Source organism: Rhizobium sp. BK112, from assembly GCF_014193215.1.
Classification (GTDB): Bacteria; Pseudomonadota; Alphaproteobacteria; order Rhizobiales; family Rhizobiaceae; genus Rhizobium; species Rhizobium anhuiense.
Genome location: NZ_JACHYZ010000007.1, coordinates 248,879 through 261,762, shown reverse-complemented (window position 1 = coordinate 261,762; position 12,884 = coordinate 248,879). Strand labels below are relative to the sequence as shown.

Annotated in this window: 14 protein-coding genes; 7 read left to right on the top strand and 7 right to left on the bottom strand. The window is 62.3% G+C overall.

Annotation, left to right across the window (positions count from 1 at the left end; all coding sequences use genetic code 11):
* Window positions 1–34: 34 nt before the first annotated feature.
* From FHT75_RS20740 to FHT75_RS20730, 3 genes are all read left to right on the top strand, one after another.
* A complete protein-coding gene (locus FHT75_RS20740; protein ID WP_047616310.1) occupies window positions 35–754 on the top strand; it encodes a tellurite resistance TerB family protein in 720 nt (239 codons plus the stop codon).
* 63 nt (window positions 755–817) lie between these two features.
* The gene (locus FHT75_RS20735; protein WP_063475297.1) at window positions 818–1,513 is read left to right on the top strand and encodes a GNAT family N-acetyltransferase; all 696 of its coding nucleotides are present in this window, start codon (window positions 818–820) and stop codon (window positions 1,511–1,513) included.
* Window positions 1,510–1,716 (top strand): hypothetical protein, encoded by a 207-nt coding sequence (locus tag FHT75_RS20730; RefSeq protein ID WP_047616314.1) that lies wholly within the window; start codon window positions 1,510–1,512, stop codon window positions 1,714–1,716. Before FHT75_RS20735 ends, FHT75_RS20730 begins: the two co-directional genes overlap by 4 nt.
* A 10-nt stretch (window positions 1,717–1,726) precedes the next feature.
* Here the strand turns inward: FHT75_RS20730 and FHT75_RS20725 are convergent, their stop codons facing one another.
* The 3 genes from FHT75_RS20725 to FHT75_RS20715 form a co-directional block, all read right to left on the bottom strand.
* The gene (locus FHT75_RS20725; protein ID WP_063475298.1) at window positions 1,727–2,803 is read right to left on the bottom strand and encodes a nickel/cobalt transporter; all 1,077 of its coding nucleotides are present in this window, start codon (window positions 2,801–2,803) and stop codon (window positions 1,727–1,729) included.
* Entirely contained in the window at window positions 2,797–3,438 is a 642-nt protein-coding gene (locus tag FHT75_RS20720) for a DUF1007 family protein (protein WP_047616317.1), read from the bottom strand. Before FHT75_RS20720 ends, FHT75_RS20725 begins: the two co-directional genes overlap by 7 nt.
* Before the next feature lie 107 nt (window positions 3,439–3,545).
* Window positions 3,546–4,439 (bottom strand): LysR family transcriptional regulator, encoded by an 894-nt coding sequence (locus tag FHT75_RS20715; protein WP_047616318.1) that lies wholly within the window; start codon window positions 4,437–4,439, stop codon window positions 3,546–3,548.
* 529 nt (window positions 4,440–4,968) lie between these two features.
* Here FHT75_RS20715 and odc2 point away from each other — a divergent pair.
* From odc2 to FHT75_RS20695, 4 genes are all read left to right on the top strand, one after another.
* A complete protein-coding gene (gene odc2 / locus FHT75_RS20710) occupies window positions 4,969–6,102 on the top strand; it encodes an ornithine/lysine decarboxylase (RefSeq protein WP_016737287.1) in 1,134 nt (377 codons plus the stop codon).
* A gap of 94 nt (window positions 6,103–6,196) precedes the next feature.
* On the top strand, window positions 6,197–6,787 hold the full coding sequence (locus FHT75_RS20705) for a GNAT family N-acetyltransferase (RefSeq protein WP_168332549.1): 591 nt from the start codon (window positions 6,197–6,199) through the stop codon (window positions 6,785–6,787).
* Window positions 6,788–7,015: 228 nt separating this feature from the next.
* Window positions 7,016–8,044 carry a serine hydrolase domain-containing protein gene (locus FHT75_RS20700; RefSeq protein ID WP_063475379.1) on the top strand — a complete coding sequence of 343 codons (1,029 nt, stop codon included), beginning with the start codon at window positions 7,016–7,018 and terminating at the stop codon, window positions 8,042–8,044.
* 123 nt (window positions 8,045–8,167) lie between these two features.
* Window positions 8,168–9,325: a GGDEF domain-containing protein gene (locus tag FHT75_RS20695; RefSeq protein WP_063475299.1), complete on the top strand. Its 1,158-nt coding sequence runs from the start codon at window positions 8,168–8,170 to the stop codon at window positions 9,323–9,325.
* A gap of 31 nt (window positions 9,326–9,356) precedes the next feature.
* On the opposite strand, the gene cysE is transcribed toward FHT75_RS20695, so the two are convergent.
* The 4 genes from cysE to FHT75_RS20675 form a co-directional block, all read right to left on the bottom strand.
* Complete coding sequence (gene cysE / locus FHT75_RS20690) at window positions 9,357–10,175, bottom strand: serine O-acetyltransferase (RefSeq protein WP_063475300.1); 819 nt, start codon at window positions 10,173–10,175, stop codon at window positions 9,357–9,359.
* An 89-nt stretch (window positions 10,176–10,264) separates the two neighbouring features.
* Window positions 10,265–10,762 carry a GNAT family N-acetyltransferase gene (locus FHT75_RS20685; protein WP_063475301.1) on the bottom strand — a complete coding sequence of 166 codons (498 nt, stop codon included), beginning with the start codon at window positions 10,760–10,762 and terminating at the stop codon, window positions 10,265–10,267.
* 16 nt (window positions 10,763–10,778) lie between these two features.
* On the bottom strand, window positions 10,779–11,768 hold the full coding sequence (locus FHT75_RS20680) for a WD40 repeat domain-containing protein (RefSeq protein WP_063475302.1): 990 nt from the start codon (window positions 11,766–11,768) through the stop codon (window positions 10,779–10,781).
* Window positions 11,768–12,862, bottom strand: coding sequence for a CobW family GTP-binding protein (locus FHT75_RS20675; RefSeq protein ID WP_047616331.1), 1,095 nt, complete (start codon window positions 12,860–12,862; stop codon window positions 11,768–11,770). Before FHT75_RS20675 ends, FHT75_RS20680 begins: the two co-directional genes overlap by 1 nt.
* Window positions 12,863–12,884: the final 22 nt, after the last annotated feature.

Here is a 12,884-nt window from a genome sequence, read left to right as displayed (position 1 = left end):
ACCTCCCTAGCTTCAAACAGGGAGATGACGAGGAATGTTCGACGCAAAGAAGCTTCTCGACCAGTTCTTGGGTTCGCAGGTGCCGGGTCTCGGCGGTTCGGTCCGCGACAGGGCGGGCGACGCCGTTCAGACGGCTAAAAACAACCCGCTGGCGACAGGCGCGATTGCAGCCGCGCTTCTCGGCACCAAGACCGGCCGGGGTATTGCCGGCAATGCATTGGCGATCGGCGGTCTTGCCGCCATTGCCGGCCTCGGCTACCAGGCCTACAAGAATTACCAGGCGGGGCAGGCGCCCGCAGCCCCCTCGGATGCGCCCTCGGCCAACAATCCGGTTCTCTTGCCGCCGCCCGCCGAATCCGGTTTCGGACCGACATCCCCTGCCGGCAGCAATGAATTCGTGCTGGTGCTGATCCGCGCGATGATCGCCGCCGCCAAGGCCGACGGCCATATCGACGATGCCGAACGCGCCCTCATCATGGACAAGGTCAAGGCCGCCGACGTCAGTGGTGAGGCCGCGGCCTTCATCGAGCACGAACTCGCTTCGCCGACGGATATCGATGCGCTGGTGGCCGCGGCGAGGACCGAAGAACAGCGCGTCGAACTTTACACCGCCTCGCGGCTCACCATCGAGCCGGATTCGCGCGCCGAGCGCGGTTATCTCGATCTGCTCGCCGGCCGCCTCGGTCTTGCCGACCAGTTGGTCGACCATATCGAGGCGACGGTGTCCTCCGCCAAGGTGACCTTGTCACAGTGACAAGCAGGCCGGTTGCCTTTGTCGGGCGGCTGGCCTATCCACTCCTAGACAAGGGGAGTGAACATGCGCGATCTAGCAAATTTCAACGGTTGTCCGGCGCCGACGCCGGTCACGCTCAAGGGTCGTTTCGTCACCGTCGAGCCCTATCGGCGCGCGGAACATCTCGAGGCGCTGTGGGACGGGCTCGGCGGTATGGGCATCAACCCGCTGCTTCTCTATTTCGCGCAGGACGATTTCTCCGGTATCGACGATTTCGCCAACTGGCTGGAAGCCGTCCACACCAAGTCCGGCTGGCTCACCCATATCTTCCGTGACAACGCCACCGGCAAGATTGTCGGTATGGCGAATTACATGCGCGCCGACCCGGCAAACGGCGTCGTCGAGATCGGCGGAGTGGCGCACGGCGCCGAGATGAAGCGGTCGCCGCTTTCGACCGAGGCGCATTATCTGATGGCCAAGCACGTGTTCGAGGATCTCGGCTACCGCCGCTACGAATGGAAATGCGACAATAAGAACGAGGCGAGCAAGACGACGGCCGCGCGTTACGGCTTCAGCTTCGAAGGCGTCTTCCGCCAGCACATGATTTCCAAGCATCGCAACCGCGATACCGCCTGGTTCTCGATGATCGATGTCGAATGGCCGATGATCAACGATGCCTTCGAGGCCTGGCTTTCGCCTGAGAATTTCGACGCCGCCGGCAACCAGATCCGCCGCCTGCAGGATATCCGCGCCGATCTCGAAAAGGAAAGGCTCGTATGAGTCCGGAGAGCCGCTCGCAGGCGACAGCCGCCGGCATCATCCTGCTTGGTGCCGCCTTGGTCATCTATTTCCTGCCGACCATCGTGCTGTGGATCGGCAATTTCTCGCCGACACTGGCGATTGCCGTCGGCGTCTGCCTGATCATGGCGTTCTTCGCGGTGTTCTGGCTGCGGGCGCGCTATCAGCGCGGCAGAGAGAAATAGGGCTACAGCTCTACCCCTGCAGCGAGGCCCCGAGCAGCAGGGCGCCCATCAGCATGACGAGCACGGCGCCGAGGATTTCGATGGCGTTGCCGACCCAGATCGAGGCGGTCGAGCCGCGTCCGGAGAGTCGGACGGCCGCCCCCTTGGCCGTGACGGCAAGTGTGGCAAGCAGGGAAACGGTGATCGCCGTGCCGAGCGACATGGCGGCGACGGAAAGCACGCCGCCGAGATAGAGCCCGTTCAGCAGCGAGAAGGTCATGACCAGCAGTGCGCCCGAGCAGGGGCGCAGACCGACGGCAACGATCGCCGACCAGGCCTCGCGGGCGCTGAACCTGTCGCCGGCGAGCAGGGCCGGATCAGGCACATGGGCATTGCCGCAGGTCTCGCAGGCCATGCCGGGAACGAAGGTATGGCCGGCGTCGATGGCCTGTGCCTTGCCGTTGAAGGCATAGACCTGGCGCTCGGCCGCATTGTCCTTCCAGTCGAGCATCATGCTGACCGGGCCGGCGGACGTCGCCATCAGCCGGCGGCGCGGCATGTTGCCCACCATCGAGCGCAGTTTGCGGAACAGCAGCCAGCCGCCGAAGAGGATGACCATGACGAAGCTTGCGATTTCCATCGCATGGGTCGCCGCCGTCAGCGTGATACCGGTGCCGCGCAGCACCAGCCAGGCGCCGCCGACCAGCGCTACCGCCATCACGCCCTGGACGAAGGCCGAAATGAAGGAAATCACGACGCCGCGTTTCAACTCGACCTCGTTGGCGATCATGTAGGAGGAGATGACCGCCTTGCCGTGGCCGGGGCCAGCGGCATGGAAGACGCCGTAGGCAAAGGAGAGGCCGATCAGCGATGCCAGCTGCCACGGGTCCTGGCGCATGGCCTTCAAGGCACCGGTCAGCGCCCGGTAAAAGGCCTGCTGCTCATAGTTCACGTAGAGCAGAAGCGGTGCGAGCGGCCCGCCGGTCGGCTGGAAGCTCGGCTCCGCCGTGCCGATGCCGAGCGGCGATTGCGCATGGGCGAGGCTTGCCGCCGTCAGCAGCGCGAGAGCTGCAGCGGAAAGGGTGAGGGGTAACCGTTTCGTCAGCATGTGACCTCCAGCCGGGTGGCGAAGAGTTTGGACATGTTGGTGCCGGTGGGATCGTTGAAGAAGGCGTCCGTCAGTGACTGCTTGTTTTCCGAGATCACCTGGTCGGCATCAGGCCTTACCACCTGATGCTTGCAGGCCTTGAAACCGTCGCCGACCGTTGCCAGTTCACCGTCTGTGGGAAAATCGATCGAGGTATAGAGCGTCGGGTCGTAGACGCCGAAGGTGAGCCTGCCCTTGAGTGGCATCTTCTCCACCGGCTTCACCGCAAAGAACATCAAGAGCTGGCCGTCCTTGTAGTCGACATGGATGATGTCGGGCTTCTGGACGGTGATGTTCTTCCCGTTGATCGTCAGGTTCATGTAGTAGTCGTAATCGGCGAGCGATTGCTTCACCGTCTTTCCGACCTCGGCGAGTTCGTTCGGCTCCAGCTTCAGATCGGTGTTCTTGTCGAAATCCATGACGACGGAGGAGGAGAAGACCTCGTCGAAGCGCCAGACATTGCGCAGTTCCTCGACGCTGCCGTCCTTGCCGGCCACGACTTCGAGACGCGCCTCCACAAAGATGTGCGGATGGGCAAAGGCGGCGGCCGGCGCCAGCGAAAGAAGCGCGGCCATCAATATCGTCGAATGTTTCATCTGTTCCGCTGCCCTGTTCGGTGACCCTGACTTCTTGCCAGAAATTGGGACGGAATTGGGACCGGGTTAGTGGTGGCTGGCGCGGACGGAATGTCGCATCCGCCCCATTATGGATGTTTCTTGAACCAGTTGTGCAGGTAGTCGACGAAGATCCTCACTTTGGCCGGCAGATAGCGCCGATGCGGATAGACGGCGTAGATGCCGCGGTCGGTCGGGAGGTAGTCGTTGAACAGCGTCACCAGTGCGCCGCTCTCGATCGGCTTGCGGGCGATGAAATCCGGGATGAGGGCGATGCCGATGCCGGCGAGCGCTGCGCGCAATGTCGCATGCGGGCTGTTGACCTCGATCGGTCCGCTGACGGCGACGGCGAACGAGGTGTTGTCGGGATTGTGGAAGCGGATGCTTGCCTGGGTGCGCGCATTGGTGTCGACGATGAAGGGGACGTTGGAAATGTCGCTGGGGTGCTCGAGATCGGGATGGCGTTCGAGAAATTCCGGGGTGGCGCAGAGATGGACGCGGAAATCCGAGATCTTGCGGGCGATCATGCCGGAATCCTCGAGTTTGGTGACGCGGATCGCCACGTCGAAACCTTCCTCGATCAGGTCGACGAACCGGTCGTCGGCGGCGATCTCCAGCGAAAGGTCCGGGTTCTCCTTGGCGAAATCGATCAGCGACTGGCCGACATCGGCATCGACGAAGGTGCGCGGCACCGAGATGCGAAGCCGCCCTTTGAGCTGTGCATTGTTTTCACGCACGAGATCGGCGAGGTTGTCGATCTCCTTCAGGATATCGGAGGCGGTGCGGTAGTAGGTATGGCCAGCCTCGGTCATTGAGAACTGCCGGGTGGTGCGGTTGAGCAGCAGGGCGCCGAGCTCATCCTCCAGTTCGCGCACATATTTGGAGAGCAGCGCCTTCGAGCGGCCGGTGCGCCGCGCCGCGGCGGAAAAGCCTTCGGCCTCGACGACATCGATGAAGGCCCGTATGCGTGTCAAGGTGTCCATGGCTGTTCCCGAAGCTGTTTCGGAATGTTGAACAAATTGGGCGATTTTGTTCAATTATTTTTTTGGCCCCAGATTAAAAAATCGCTTGATTATGAAGGCGAATATTCTTATTTCCCACTCAGCCCAAAGTCGCACGTGCCCATGGGTGTCCGCCGAACCCTCGAATTGGTGAGGAAATCGGTAAGGTACCTGGAATTAACCCCTCCAGTCGCTATTCCGGCCAACCGGAAAATGCGAGGACGCCTGAAGCAACGACGGTGCGGGCCTTTTTGTTCTCTCCCTGCTTTCCATCAGCGGGGGTTACTGAAGAGGCACACCATCATTGCCGGAAGTGCGGTTGGGATTCTCCCTCCAATCCATGGCAGACAAAGCCGAACTTACACCGCGTCCGCGGCGTTGGTTCACTATCCGCGCATCGAGCGCTTGCTATGGTTCCGGGGTCTCCACCGGCTGGTTCCAATGCGAGCTATCGTATGCCCTTTGTCCTCCGGTTCATGCCGGAGCTCTGGAATTGGAAGAGGGAATCGATATGACCACCCAGCGCATCCGCGACTTTCTCGCAACCCGACGTCCCGACGGTCCCTGCCTCGTGGTTGACCTCGACGTCGTTCGCGACAATTTCCACGCCTTCCGTCACGCCATGCCGGACAGCGCCATCTACTACGCCGTCAAGGCCAACCCGGCCCCGGAAGTGCTGAAGCTGCTTGCAGGCCTCGGCTCCAATTTCGATTGCGCATCCGTAGCCGAAATCGAAATGGCGCTCGAAGCCGGTGCGACCGCCGCCCGCATCTCCTACGGCAACACGATCAAGAAGGAACGTGACGTTGCCCGCGCGCATGCGCTCGGCGTCAGCCTCTTTGCGGTCGACAGCCACGAGGAAGTCGAGAAGATCTCGCGCGCCGCTCCCGGCGCCCGCGTCTTCTGCCGCGTGCTGACCGATGGCGAAGGCGCTGAATGGCCGCTGTCGCGCAAGTTCGGCTGCGTTCCGCAGATGGCCGTCGACGTTCTCGTCTACGCTCATCAGCTTGGCCTGCAGTCCTACGGCGTCTCGTTCCATGTCGGTTCCCAGATGACCAAGGTCGATGCCTGGGATTCGGCGCTCGCCGATGCCAAGCGTGTCTTCGTATCGCTTGCCAAGCAGGGCATCCACCTGCAGATGGTCAACATGGGCGGCGGCTTCCCGACCAAGTACCTGCGCGACGTTCCGTCCGCAGAAGCTTACGGCAAGTCGATCTACCAGGCGCTGCGCACGCATTTCGGCAACCAGATCCCGCAGACGATCATCGAGCCGGGCCGCGGCATGGTCGGCAATGCCGGTGTCATCAAGGCGGAAGTCGTTCTGATTTCGAAGAAGTCGGACAATGACGATGCCCGCTGGGTCTTCCTCGACATCGGCAAGTTCGGCGGTCTCGCCGAGACGATGGACGAAGCCATCCGCTATCCGATCCGCACGGAGCACGACGGCGACGAGATGGAGCCCTGCGTCATCGCCGGCCCGACCTGCGATTCGGCCGACGTGCTCTACGAGAAGAACCTCTATCCGCTGCCGATCTCCCTTTCGATCGGCGACGAGGTCCTGATCGAAGGCACCGGCGCCTATACGACGACCTATTCGGCGGTCGCTTTCAATGGTTTCGAACCGCTGAAGGCCTACGTCATCTGAGGTCGTTTCCGCCGGCCCCGTAACCAGCCGGGGCGGCAACTTCACAATTTTCCTTCATCGCCGCTGATAACGGTATTGGGTACGGGAGGCCAAGATGGCCGCTGTTCTTGATTCTGTCCGCGCATTCTTTGCGCCCACCACTTTCACCATCGACGCCGAGAATCCCTCGGATGTCGTTGCTCGCGAAAACCTGCTCGACCGCGTCATGGGCGCGGATCGCCGCAAGAAATCGTCGGAGAAGATCCGCCGCAACCGCGTCCCGGCCGAGGGTCTTGCGCTCGTCGCGCGTGACCGCGACGGCCGGATCATCGGTACGGTGCGGCTCTGGAACATCGAGGCCGCCGTCAATGACGAAGGTACGCCGATCAATGCGCTGCTGCTCGGGCCGCTTGCCGTTGCCTCGCAACATGGCGGCAAGGGCATCGGTGCGGCGCTGATGCGGGCTGCGATCCTTGAAGCGAAGAACCGCGGGCATGGCGCCGTCCTGCTCGTCGGCGATGCTGCCTATTACGAGCGTTTCGGCTTTTTTGCCGAAAAGGCTCGCCATCTTGTCATGCCGGGTCCGTTCGAACGCTCGCGCTTTCTTGCGCTCGAGCTCACGGAAGGCTGGCTTGACGGCGCGGCCGGCATGATCGTCCCCTCGGGGCGCATGCTGGCCAGCGCGCCGGTTCGCCGCGCGGCCTGAGCTGTGTCGATGGGTCGGTCGGGGTTGGACGTCCTTTCGCCGTCCGGCAATATCCGCGCCGCTTGACCATGGAGGCAGGCGGGCCTGTCGTGGTTGCGGCGCGGATTATTCTTTTGGGCGCGAGCCCAGCTGCGGTCACCTGGGTAAGCATCGCGCGCGGAAACACAATCGCGTGAAAAGTGCCGCAGTCACGCGAACATGGCGCGGCGATATCCTATCTTGCGCCAGATGATCCGTCTTCTCTCCCTTCTGCTTCTCTTCTGCATGCCGCTTGCAGCGGCGGAATCGGCGGTTGCCCAGAGCACGGCTTCCACCGCCGGTGGGCTTGGGCCGCGTCTCGATCGAGTGGCGACCGATCCTGCGATGCGGCCTCTAAAGACGGTGATTGTTGCTCGCGATGGGCGTGTGCTTACCGAACGCGGATTTCATGGTCATTCGCCGGCGGAATCGACCAATATCAAATCCGCTTCGAAATCGATCATTTCGGCGCTGGTCGGTATCGCCATCGACAAAGGCCTGCTTTCGGGGCCGGATCAGAAGATCGCGCCGATCCTGAAGGTCGATCTCCCGCTAACGCCGGATCCGCGCCTCAACGACATCACCATCGGCAATCTTCTCTCCATGCAAGCCGGGCTCGATCGCATGTCGGGGGCGAACTACGGCCGCTGGGTTTCCTCGCGCAACTGGGTACGTTTTGCGCTCTCGCAGCCTTTCGTCGATCAGCCCGGTGGCGAGATGCTCTATTCCACCGCGTCCACGCATCTGCTCTCGGCCATTCTCACGAAGGTCAGCCGGCGGTCGACGCTGGCCTTGGCGCAGGAATGGCTCGGTCCGGTCGATGGTTTCCGCATCGGCGCATGGGAGCGCGATCCGCAGGGCATCTATCTCGGCGGCAATCAGATGGCGATGAGCGCCCGGTCCCTGCTTGCCTTCGGTGAACTCTATCGCAACGGCGGCAAGACTGCCGACGGCCGCCAGATCGTATCTGCCGACTGGATCTCCCAGTCGTGGCAGCCTCGCACCAACTCGCGCTTCTCCGGCGATGCATATGGCTATGGCTGGTTCACGCGGCAGATCGGCGGCGAAGAGGTGCATTTCGCCTGGGGTTACGGCGGGCAGATGCTCTACATCGTCCCGTCGCTCGATCTCACCGTCGTCATGACTTCGGAAGAGAGCGGTCCGTCTGCCCGAAACGGCTACCGGGATCTGTTGCATGGTCTGTTGGCTGATATCATCGGCACGGTGCGGGCCGCCTGACGGCAGCATCCCTTGAATTGTGCTGCAGCGGAAAAACCGCGATCGTTAAAGTCTTAGCGAAGCCTCCAATCAAACCGCAAAGCGCTTGCTGTAGCTTCCCCGCCAGAACTTCGGGAAAGCGCCATGTTGCTGGATCTCAGGACAATCTATTTCATTGTTGCCGTGAGTTGCTTCGTACTGGGCATTCTCCAGCTTGCAGCCTATGCGACCGGTCGCTTTGAGCGGTGGCCGCTCTGGTGGGGCTTGAGCAACCTTCTTGTCGGCATCGGGTCTTTCCTCGTCGCGTTGCGCAATCTCGTTCCCTATTCGGTCTCGATCGACGGCGGCAATATCGTCACCATCGCCGGCTACATGCTGATGTTCTTTGCCGTACGCGTGTTTTCGGGGCGAGCGCTCGACCAGCGTTCTTTCTGGTTGGCCATCTTGCTCGTCAGCGTGCCTGTCGTGCTCATCGTCAGCGATCCCTCGGCGGTATCGGCGAGGCTCCTCTACGTCTCGGTCATCTGCTGCCTCTGTGATCTTGCCGTCGCAAGGGAGGCAATCAGCATTGTCCGGCGCGAGAGGCTTTATTCGGCAGCCCTGCTTGTCGGCCTCTATGTCTGCACTGCCGCGATCTTTGCGGCTCGCAGCATTCTCGCGGCGACCGGCGAGATCGGCGGGCCGGATCCTTTCGGCGCCAATGTGGTCCATAGCTGGATGGCGGTATCGGCGGTCGCGTTCATCATGCTCCGCAGCATGGCGATGGTGCTGATGGCCGCCGAGCGCAGCCGAAATCAGCTGATGGAACTCGCTCACCACGATCCGCTGACCGGCGCGCTCAATCGCGGCGGCCTTGCGCAGCGTCTGCCCGCTCTCGGTTCTCAGCCGGCATCGCTGCTCATCATCGATATCGATCATTTCAAGCAGTTGAACGACCGGCATGGCCACGCCGCCGGCGACGATATCCTGCAGCTTTTCGCCCGTGTTGCGAGAGGCATCATGGGGTCCGGCGATCTGCTCGCCCGTCAAGGCGGGGATGAGTTCCTGGCGGTGCTGAAAAATATCTCCTGCGAAGATGCGGTGGCGATTGCCGAGCGCATCCGTCTCACCTTCGCCGCCGCCGTCATGCAGCGGCCGGATCTGGCGATCTTTCCGACGCTCAGCATCGGCGTTGCCGCGCGTCGGGAAAACGATGAAGATTTTGAACGGCTGATGCAGAAGGCGGATGAGGCGCTCTATCGTTCGAAGCGCGAAGGCCGCAACCGGGTCGAAGCCTTCGGAGAGAATCAGCAGGCCGCGTAGGATCGGGCGAATTCCCCATCTCAGAGCGACCCTAGATATTCTGATCCATCGTCTCGGCCGGGATTTCGTCGGCGCGGTGGACGCGCACGAGCGTTGCCGGCACGCCGGCGACCGTGCAATGGGTGGGCACCGGCTTCAGCACGACGCTGCCGGCGGCGACCTTGCTGAAGGCGCCGATTTCGATATTGCCGAGGATCTTGGCGCCGGCGCCGATCATCACACCGTGGCGGATCTTCGGGTGGCGATCGCCGGTCTCCTTGCCGGTGCCGCCGAGCGTGACGTTCTGCAGGATCGACACTTCGTCCTCGATGACAGCCGTTTCGCCGATGACGATGCCCGAACCATGGTCGAGCATGATCGACGCGCCGATCGTTGCTGCCGGATGGATATCCGGGCCGAAGACCAGCGAAACCAGATTGGCGAGCCAGCTGGCGATCTCCGGCCGGCCGGCGATCCACAGCGCATGGGCGATGCGGTGCGTCTGCAGCGCATGAAAGCCCTTGAGATTGAGAAGTGCGTGCAGAAATGTCGTGCAGGCCGGATCGCGTTCGCGCACGGCGATGAGATCGGCCTCGACCTGCCGCATGATATCGTCGTTCAATGTGGATCGGATGAGATCGAAGATATCCCCCGTTTCCACCTGCGCCACCGAAAGCCGGGCGGCCAGCACGCGGGCGATGATATCCTCATTGCCGGCGGTGTCCGTCACCTGCGCGGCCAGCAGCCGCTGCAATATCGGTTCGCGTGCGGCAAGCTCGGCCGCTTCGGCGCGGATCACCGCCCAGACGGATGCGCCGCCCAAAGCCTGCGTCTGTTGCTCGGCCAAACCGAGGCCGGTTGATTTCGGCATTTCCGTTTCCTCTGTCAGCCAGGCGCCGGCGCAAGCGCTTGCTGCGTGGTTCATGTTTCGCCCGGGCAAGGCATTTGGCAAGCTTTATTCTAGTTGCTGGACGGTTGCAGGGCCGGTGTCAGCGTCGGACGCCGGCGCCAATGATAGAGCACATCCGGCTCTCTTTCCTCGTTATCGGCACCGTCGGTCTCCTCCTCGGCGGTAAAGCCGTGTTTCTCGTAGAAAGCGCGTGCACCGATATTGCGCCGGAACGTCCAGAGCCTGATCTCGTCCATCTCCTCCTTGGCGCGGCCGAGAAGCAGAGAGCCGATGCCCATGCCCTGAAAGCCGGGAAGGATGTAAAGCTGCTCTATCCAGTTGTCGCCATAGGCGATGACGCCGACCAGCCGGTTGGCCATGGCAGCACCTAAGATGGTGCAGTTCGGCAGCAGATGCATGCGCCAATACTGCTCTTCTTCGGCCGGCGTATGCAGGTCCGGCAGCCAGGGCAGCCGCTGCCACAAGGAGACACGTCTGATACCGGCGGCCGCCTGCATGTGGTCGGCCGCGAGCGCCACGATGTCCGGCTCGATCGAAATGTCATTCATCGCCGGCTATGTGGCCTCAAGCCGAAATATCGATGACGCCGCAATCGCCGGCTTCGGAGGCGAAGGCAAGCAGCTTGCCGTTTTTGCTCCAGCTCATCGCCGTGATCGCCCCCTTGCCGGGGCGGCGCAGCAGCGCCTCCTTGCTGTCGGCAATGCGCACGGCCAGGATCATGCCGTCGATGAAGCCGATGGCGAGGATGTCCTCGAGCGGATGGAATTTTACGGCGGTCGCCATGATATTGGCGCGGGTGCCGAGTTCCAGCGGTGCCTTGCCCATCGGCCCGTCCTTGCCCTGGAAGGGCCAGACGATTGCCGCCGGCGCGCCCGAAGAGGCGAGCCATTTGCCCTTGACCGACCAGGAGAGCGATTTGACCTTGGCGGGGTAACCGGTCATGCGCATGTGGCGGGCCTCAGCGCCGGGCTTGATGTCGAGCTTCCAGCCGTGCAGCGCGTTTTCCTGCATCGAGGTGACGAGGAAATTACCATCCGGCGAGAAGGTGACGCCGGTATGCGCACCCTTCCATTCCAGATCGACCGGCTTGGCGTTCATGCCGATCCAATGCAGCGACACACCGTTGTAGCGCGCAGCCGCAATCCGCAGGCCTTTCGGCGCAAAGGCCAGGCCTTCGACCGTGCGCTCTTCGGGGAATTCCTTGGTCGTGCCGTCGGCAAGGCGGACGAGCGAACTCTTGCCGTAGGAATAGGCAACGGCACCCTGCGGGCCGGCTGCGACCTGCGAAATCCACTTGCGCGGCGCGGTGGCGATCTCGCTGACGCTACCGTCGGCGGCAATGCGCAGCACCTTACCGTCCTCGCCGCCCGAGATCAGACTCTCGCTATAGGGATCGCGGATGACGGTGAGCATGCCCTGATGGGCTTCGGACACCCTGTCGCCGCCGTCCAGCCGGTGGAATGTACCGTTTGCGCTTGCGAAGAAGGGAACATCACCTAAAAATTCGACGGCCAGAACGTGGCCGTCGAGATCAAGCGGTGCAACTGTCGGCATCAGGCGGCTGCCTCACAGGCCTTGAAGGAGGCTTCAAGCTTTGCGCGATCAAGATCGCGGCCGATGAAGACGAGACGGCTCTCGTGCTTCTCGCCTTCTTTCCACGGCCGCTGGTGATCCCCCTCGATGATCATGTGCACGCCCTGAACGACGTAGCGCTCGGGATCGTCCTTGAAGGCGATGATGCCCTTGAGCCGCAGAATATTCGGCCCCTGTGTCTGGGTAATCTTCTGGATCCAGGGGAAGAAACGCTCCGGGTTCATCTGGCCGCCGCGCAGCGACACCGACTGCACGGTGATATCGTGGATCGCCGACATCGCACCATGATGATGATCGTGGTGATGGTCATGACCGTGGTGATCATGATGATCGTGGTCATGATGGTGGTGGTCGTGATCACAATCGGGGCCGCAGACATGGTCGTCATGGCCGTGCTCCAGGAAATGCGGATCGTTTTCGAGCGCGCGCTCCAGGTTGAAGGCGCCCTGGTCGAGCACGCGGGCGAGATCGACGCCGGAGCGGCTGGTCTTGTAGACGCGGGCGGCCGGGTTGATGGCGCGGACGATGTCCTCGATCACATCAAGTTCTTCCGGGGTCACGAGGTCGCTCTTGTTGATGATGACGACGTCGGCGAAGGCGATCTGGTCTTCGGCTTCGCGGCTGTCCTTCAGACGCAACGGCAGGTGCTTGGCGTCGACGAGGGCGACGACGGCGTCGAGCTCGGTCTTGGCGCGCACATCGTCATCCATGAAGAAGGTCTGGGCGACCGGGACCGGATCGGCAAGGCCCGTCGTCTCGACGATGATTCCGTCGAAGCGGCCGGGGCGGCGCATCAGGCCTTCGACGACGCGGATCAGGTCGCCGCGCACCGTGCAACAGACGCAGCCATTGTTCATCTCGTAGATTTCCTCGTCCGACTCGACGATCAGGTCGTTGTCGATGCCGATTTCGCCGAACTCGTTGACGATGACCGCATATTTCTTGCCGTGATTTTCGGACAGGATGCGGTTGAGCAAGGTCGTCTTGCCGGCGCCGAGATAACCGGTGAGCACGGTAACGGGAATAGGCTTCTGGGTGGAGATCGCGTCGGTCATGAGAACCTCTAGGATTAGGCGT

Bases quoted from the DNA above. Each gene is read 5' to 3' on its own strand.
- FHT75_RS20695 (WP_063475299.1), top strand. From the start codon at position 8,168: ATGTTGCTGGATCTCAGGACAATCTATTTCATTGTTGCCGTGAGTTGC.
- FHT75_RS20720 (WP_047616317.1), bottom strand. From the start codon at position 3,438: ATGAAACATTCGACGATATTGATGGCCGCGCTTCTTTCGCTGGCGCCG.
- FHT75_RS20680 (WP_063475302.1), bottom strand. From the start codon at position 11,768: ATGCCGACAGTTGCACCGCTTGATCTCGACGGCCACGTTCTGGCCGTC.
- cysE (WP_063475300.1), bottom strand. From the start codon at position 10,175: ATGCCGAAATCAACCGGCCTCGGTTTGGCCGAGCAACAGACGCAGGCT.
- FHT75_RS20725 (WP_063475298.1), bottom strand. From the start codon at position 2,803: ATGCTGACGAAACGGTTACCCCTCACCCTTTCCGCTGCAGCTCTCGCG.
- FHT75_RS20675 (WP_047616331.1), bottom strand. From the start codon at position 12,862: ATGACCGACGCGATCTCCACCCAGAAGCCTATTCCCGTTACCGTGCTC.
- FHT75_RS20715 (WP_047616318.1), bottom strand. From the start codon at position 4,439: ATGGACACCTTGACACGCATACGGGCCTTCATCGATGTCGTCGAGGCC.
- FHT75_RS20730 (WP_047616314.1), top strand. From the start codon at position 1,510: ATGAGTCCGGAGAGCCGCTCGCAGGCGACAGCCGCCGGCATCATCCTG.
- FHT75_RS20705 (WP_168332549.1), top strand. From the start codon at position 6,197: ATGGCCGCTGTTCTTGATTCTGTCCGCGCATTCTTTGCGCCCACCACT.
- FHT75_RS20740 (WP_047616310.1), top strand. From the start codon at position 35: ATGTTCGACGCAAAGAAGCTTCTCGACCAGTTCTTGGGTTCGCAGGTG.
- FHT75_RS20700 (WP_063475379.1), top strand. From the start codon at position 7,016: ATGATCCGTCTTCTCTCCCTTCTGCTTCTCTTCTGCATGCCGCTTGCA.
- FHT75_RS20685 (WP_063475301.1), bottom strand. From the start codon at position 10,762: ATGAATGACATTTCGATCGAGCCGGACATCGTGGCGCTCGCGGCCGAC.
- FHT75_RS20735 (WP_063475297.1), top strand. From the start codon at position 818: ATGCGCGATCTAGCAAATTTCAACGGTTGTCCGGCGCCGACGCCGGTC.
- odc2 (WP_016737287.1), top strand. From the start codon at position 4,969: ATGACCACCCAGCGCATCCGCGACTTTCTCGCAACCCGACGTCCCGAC.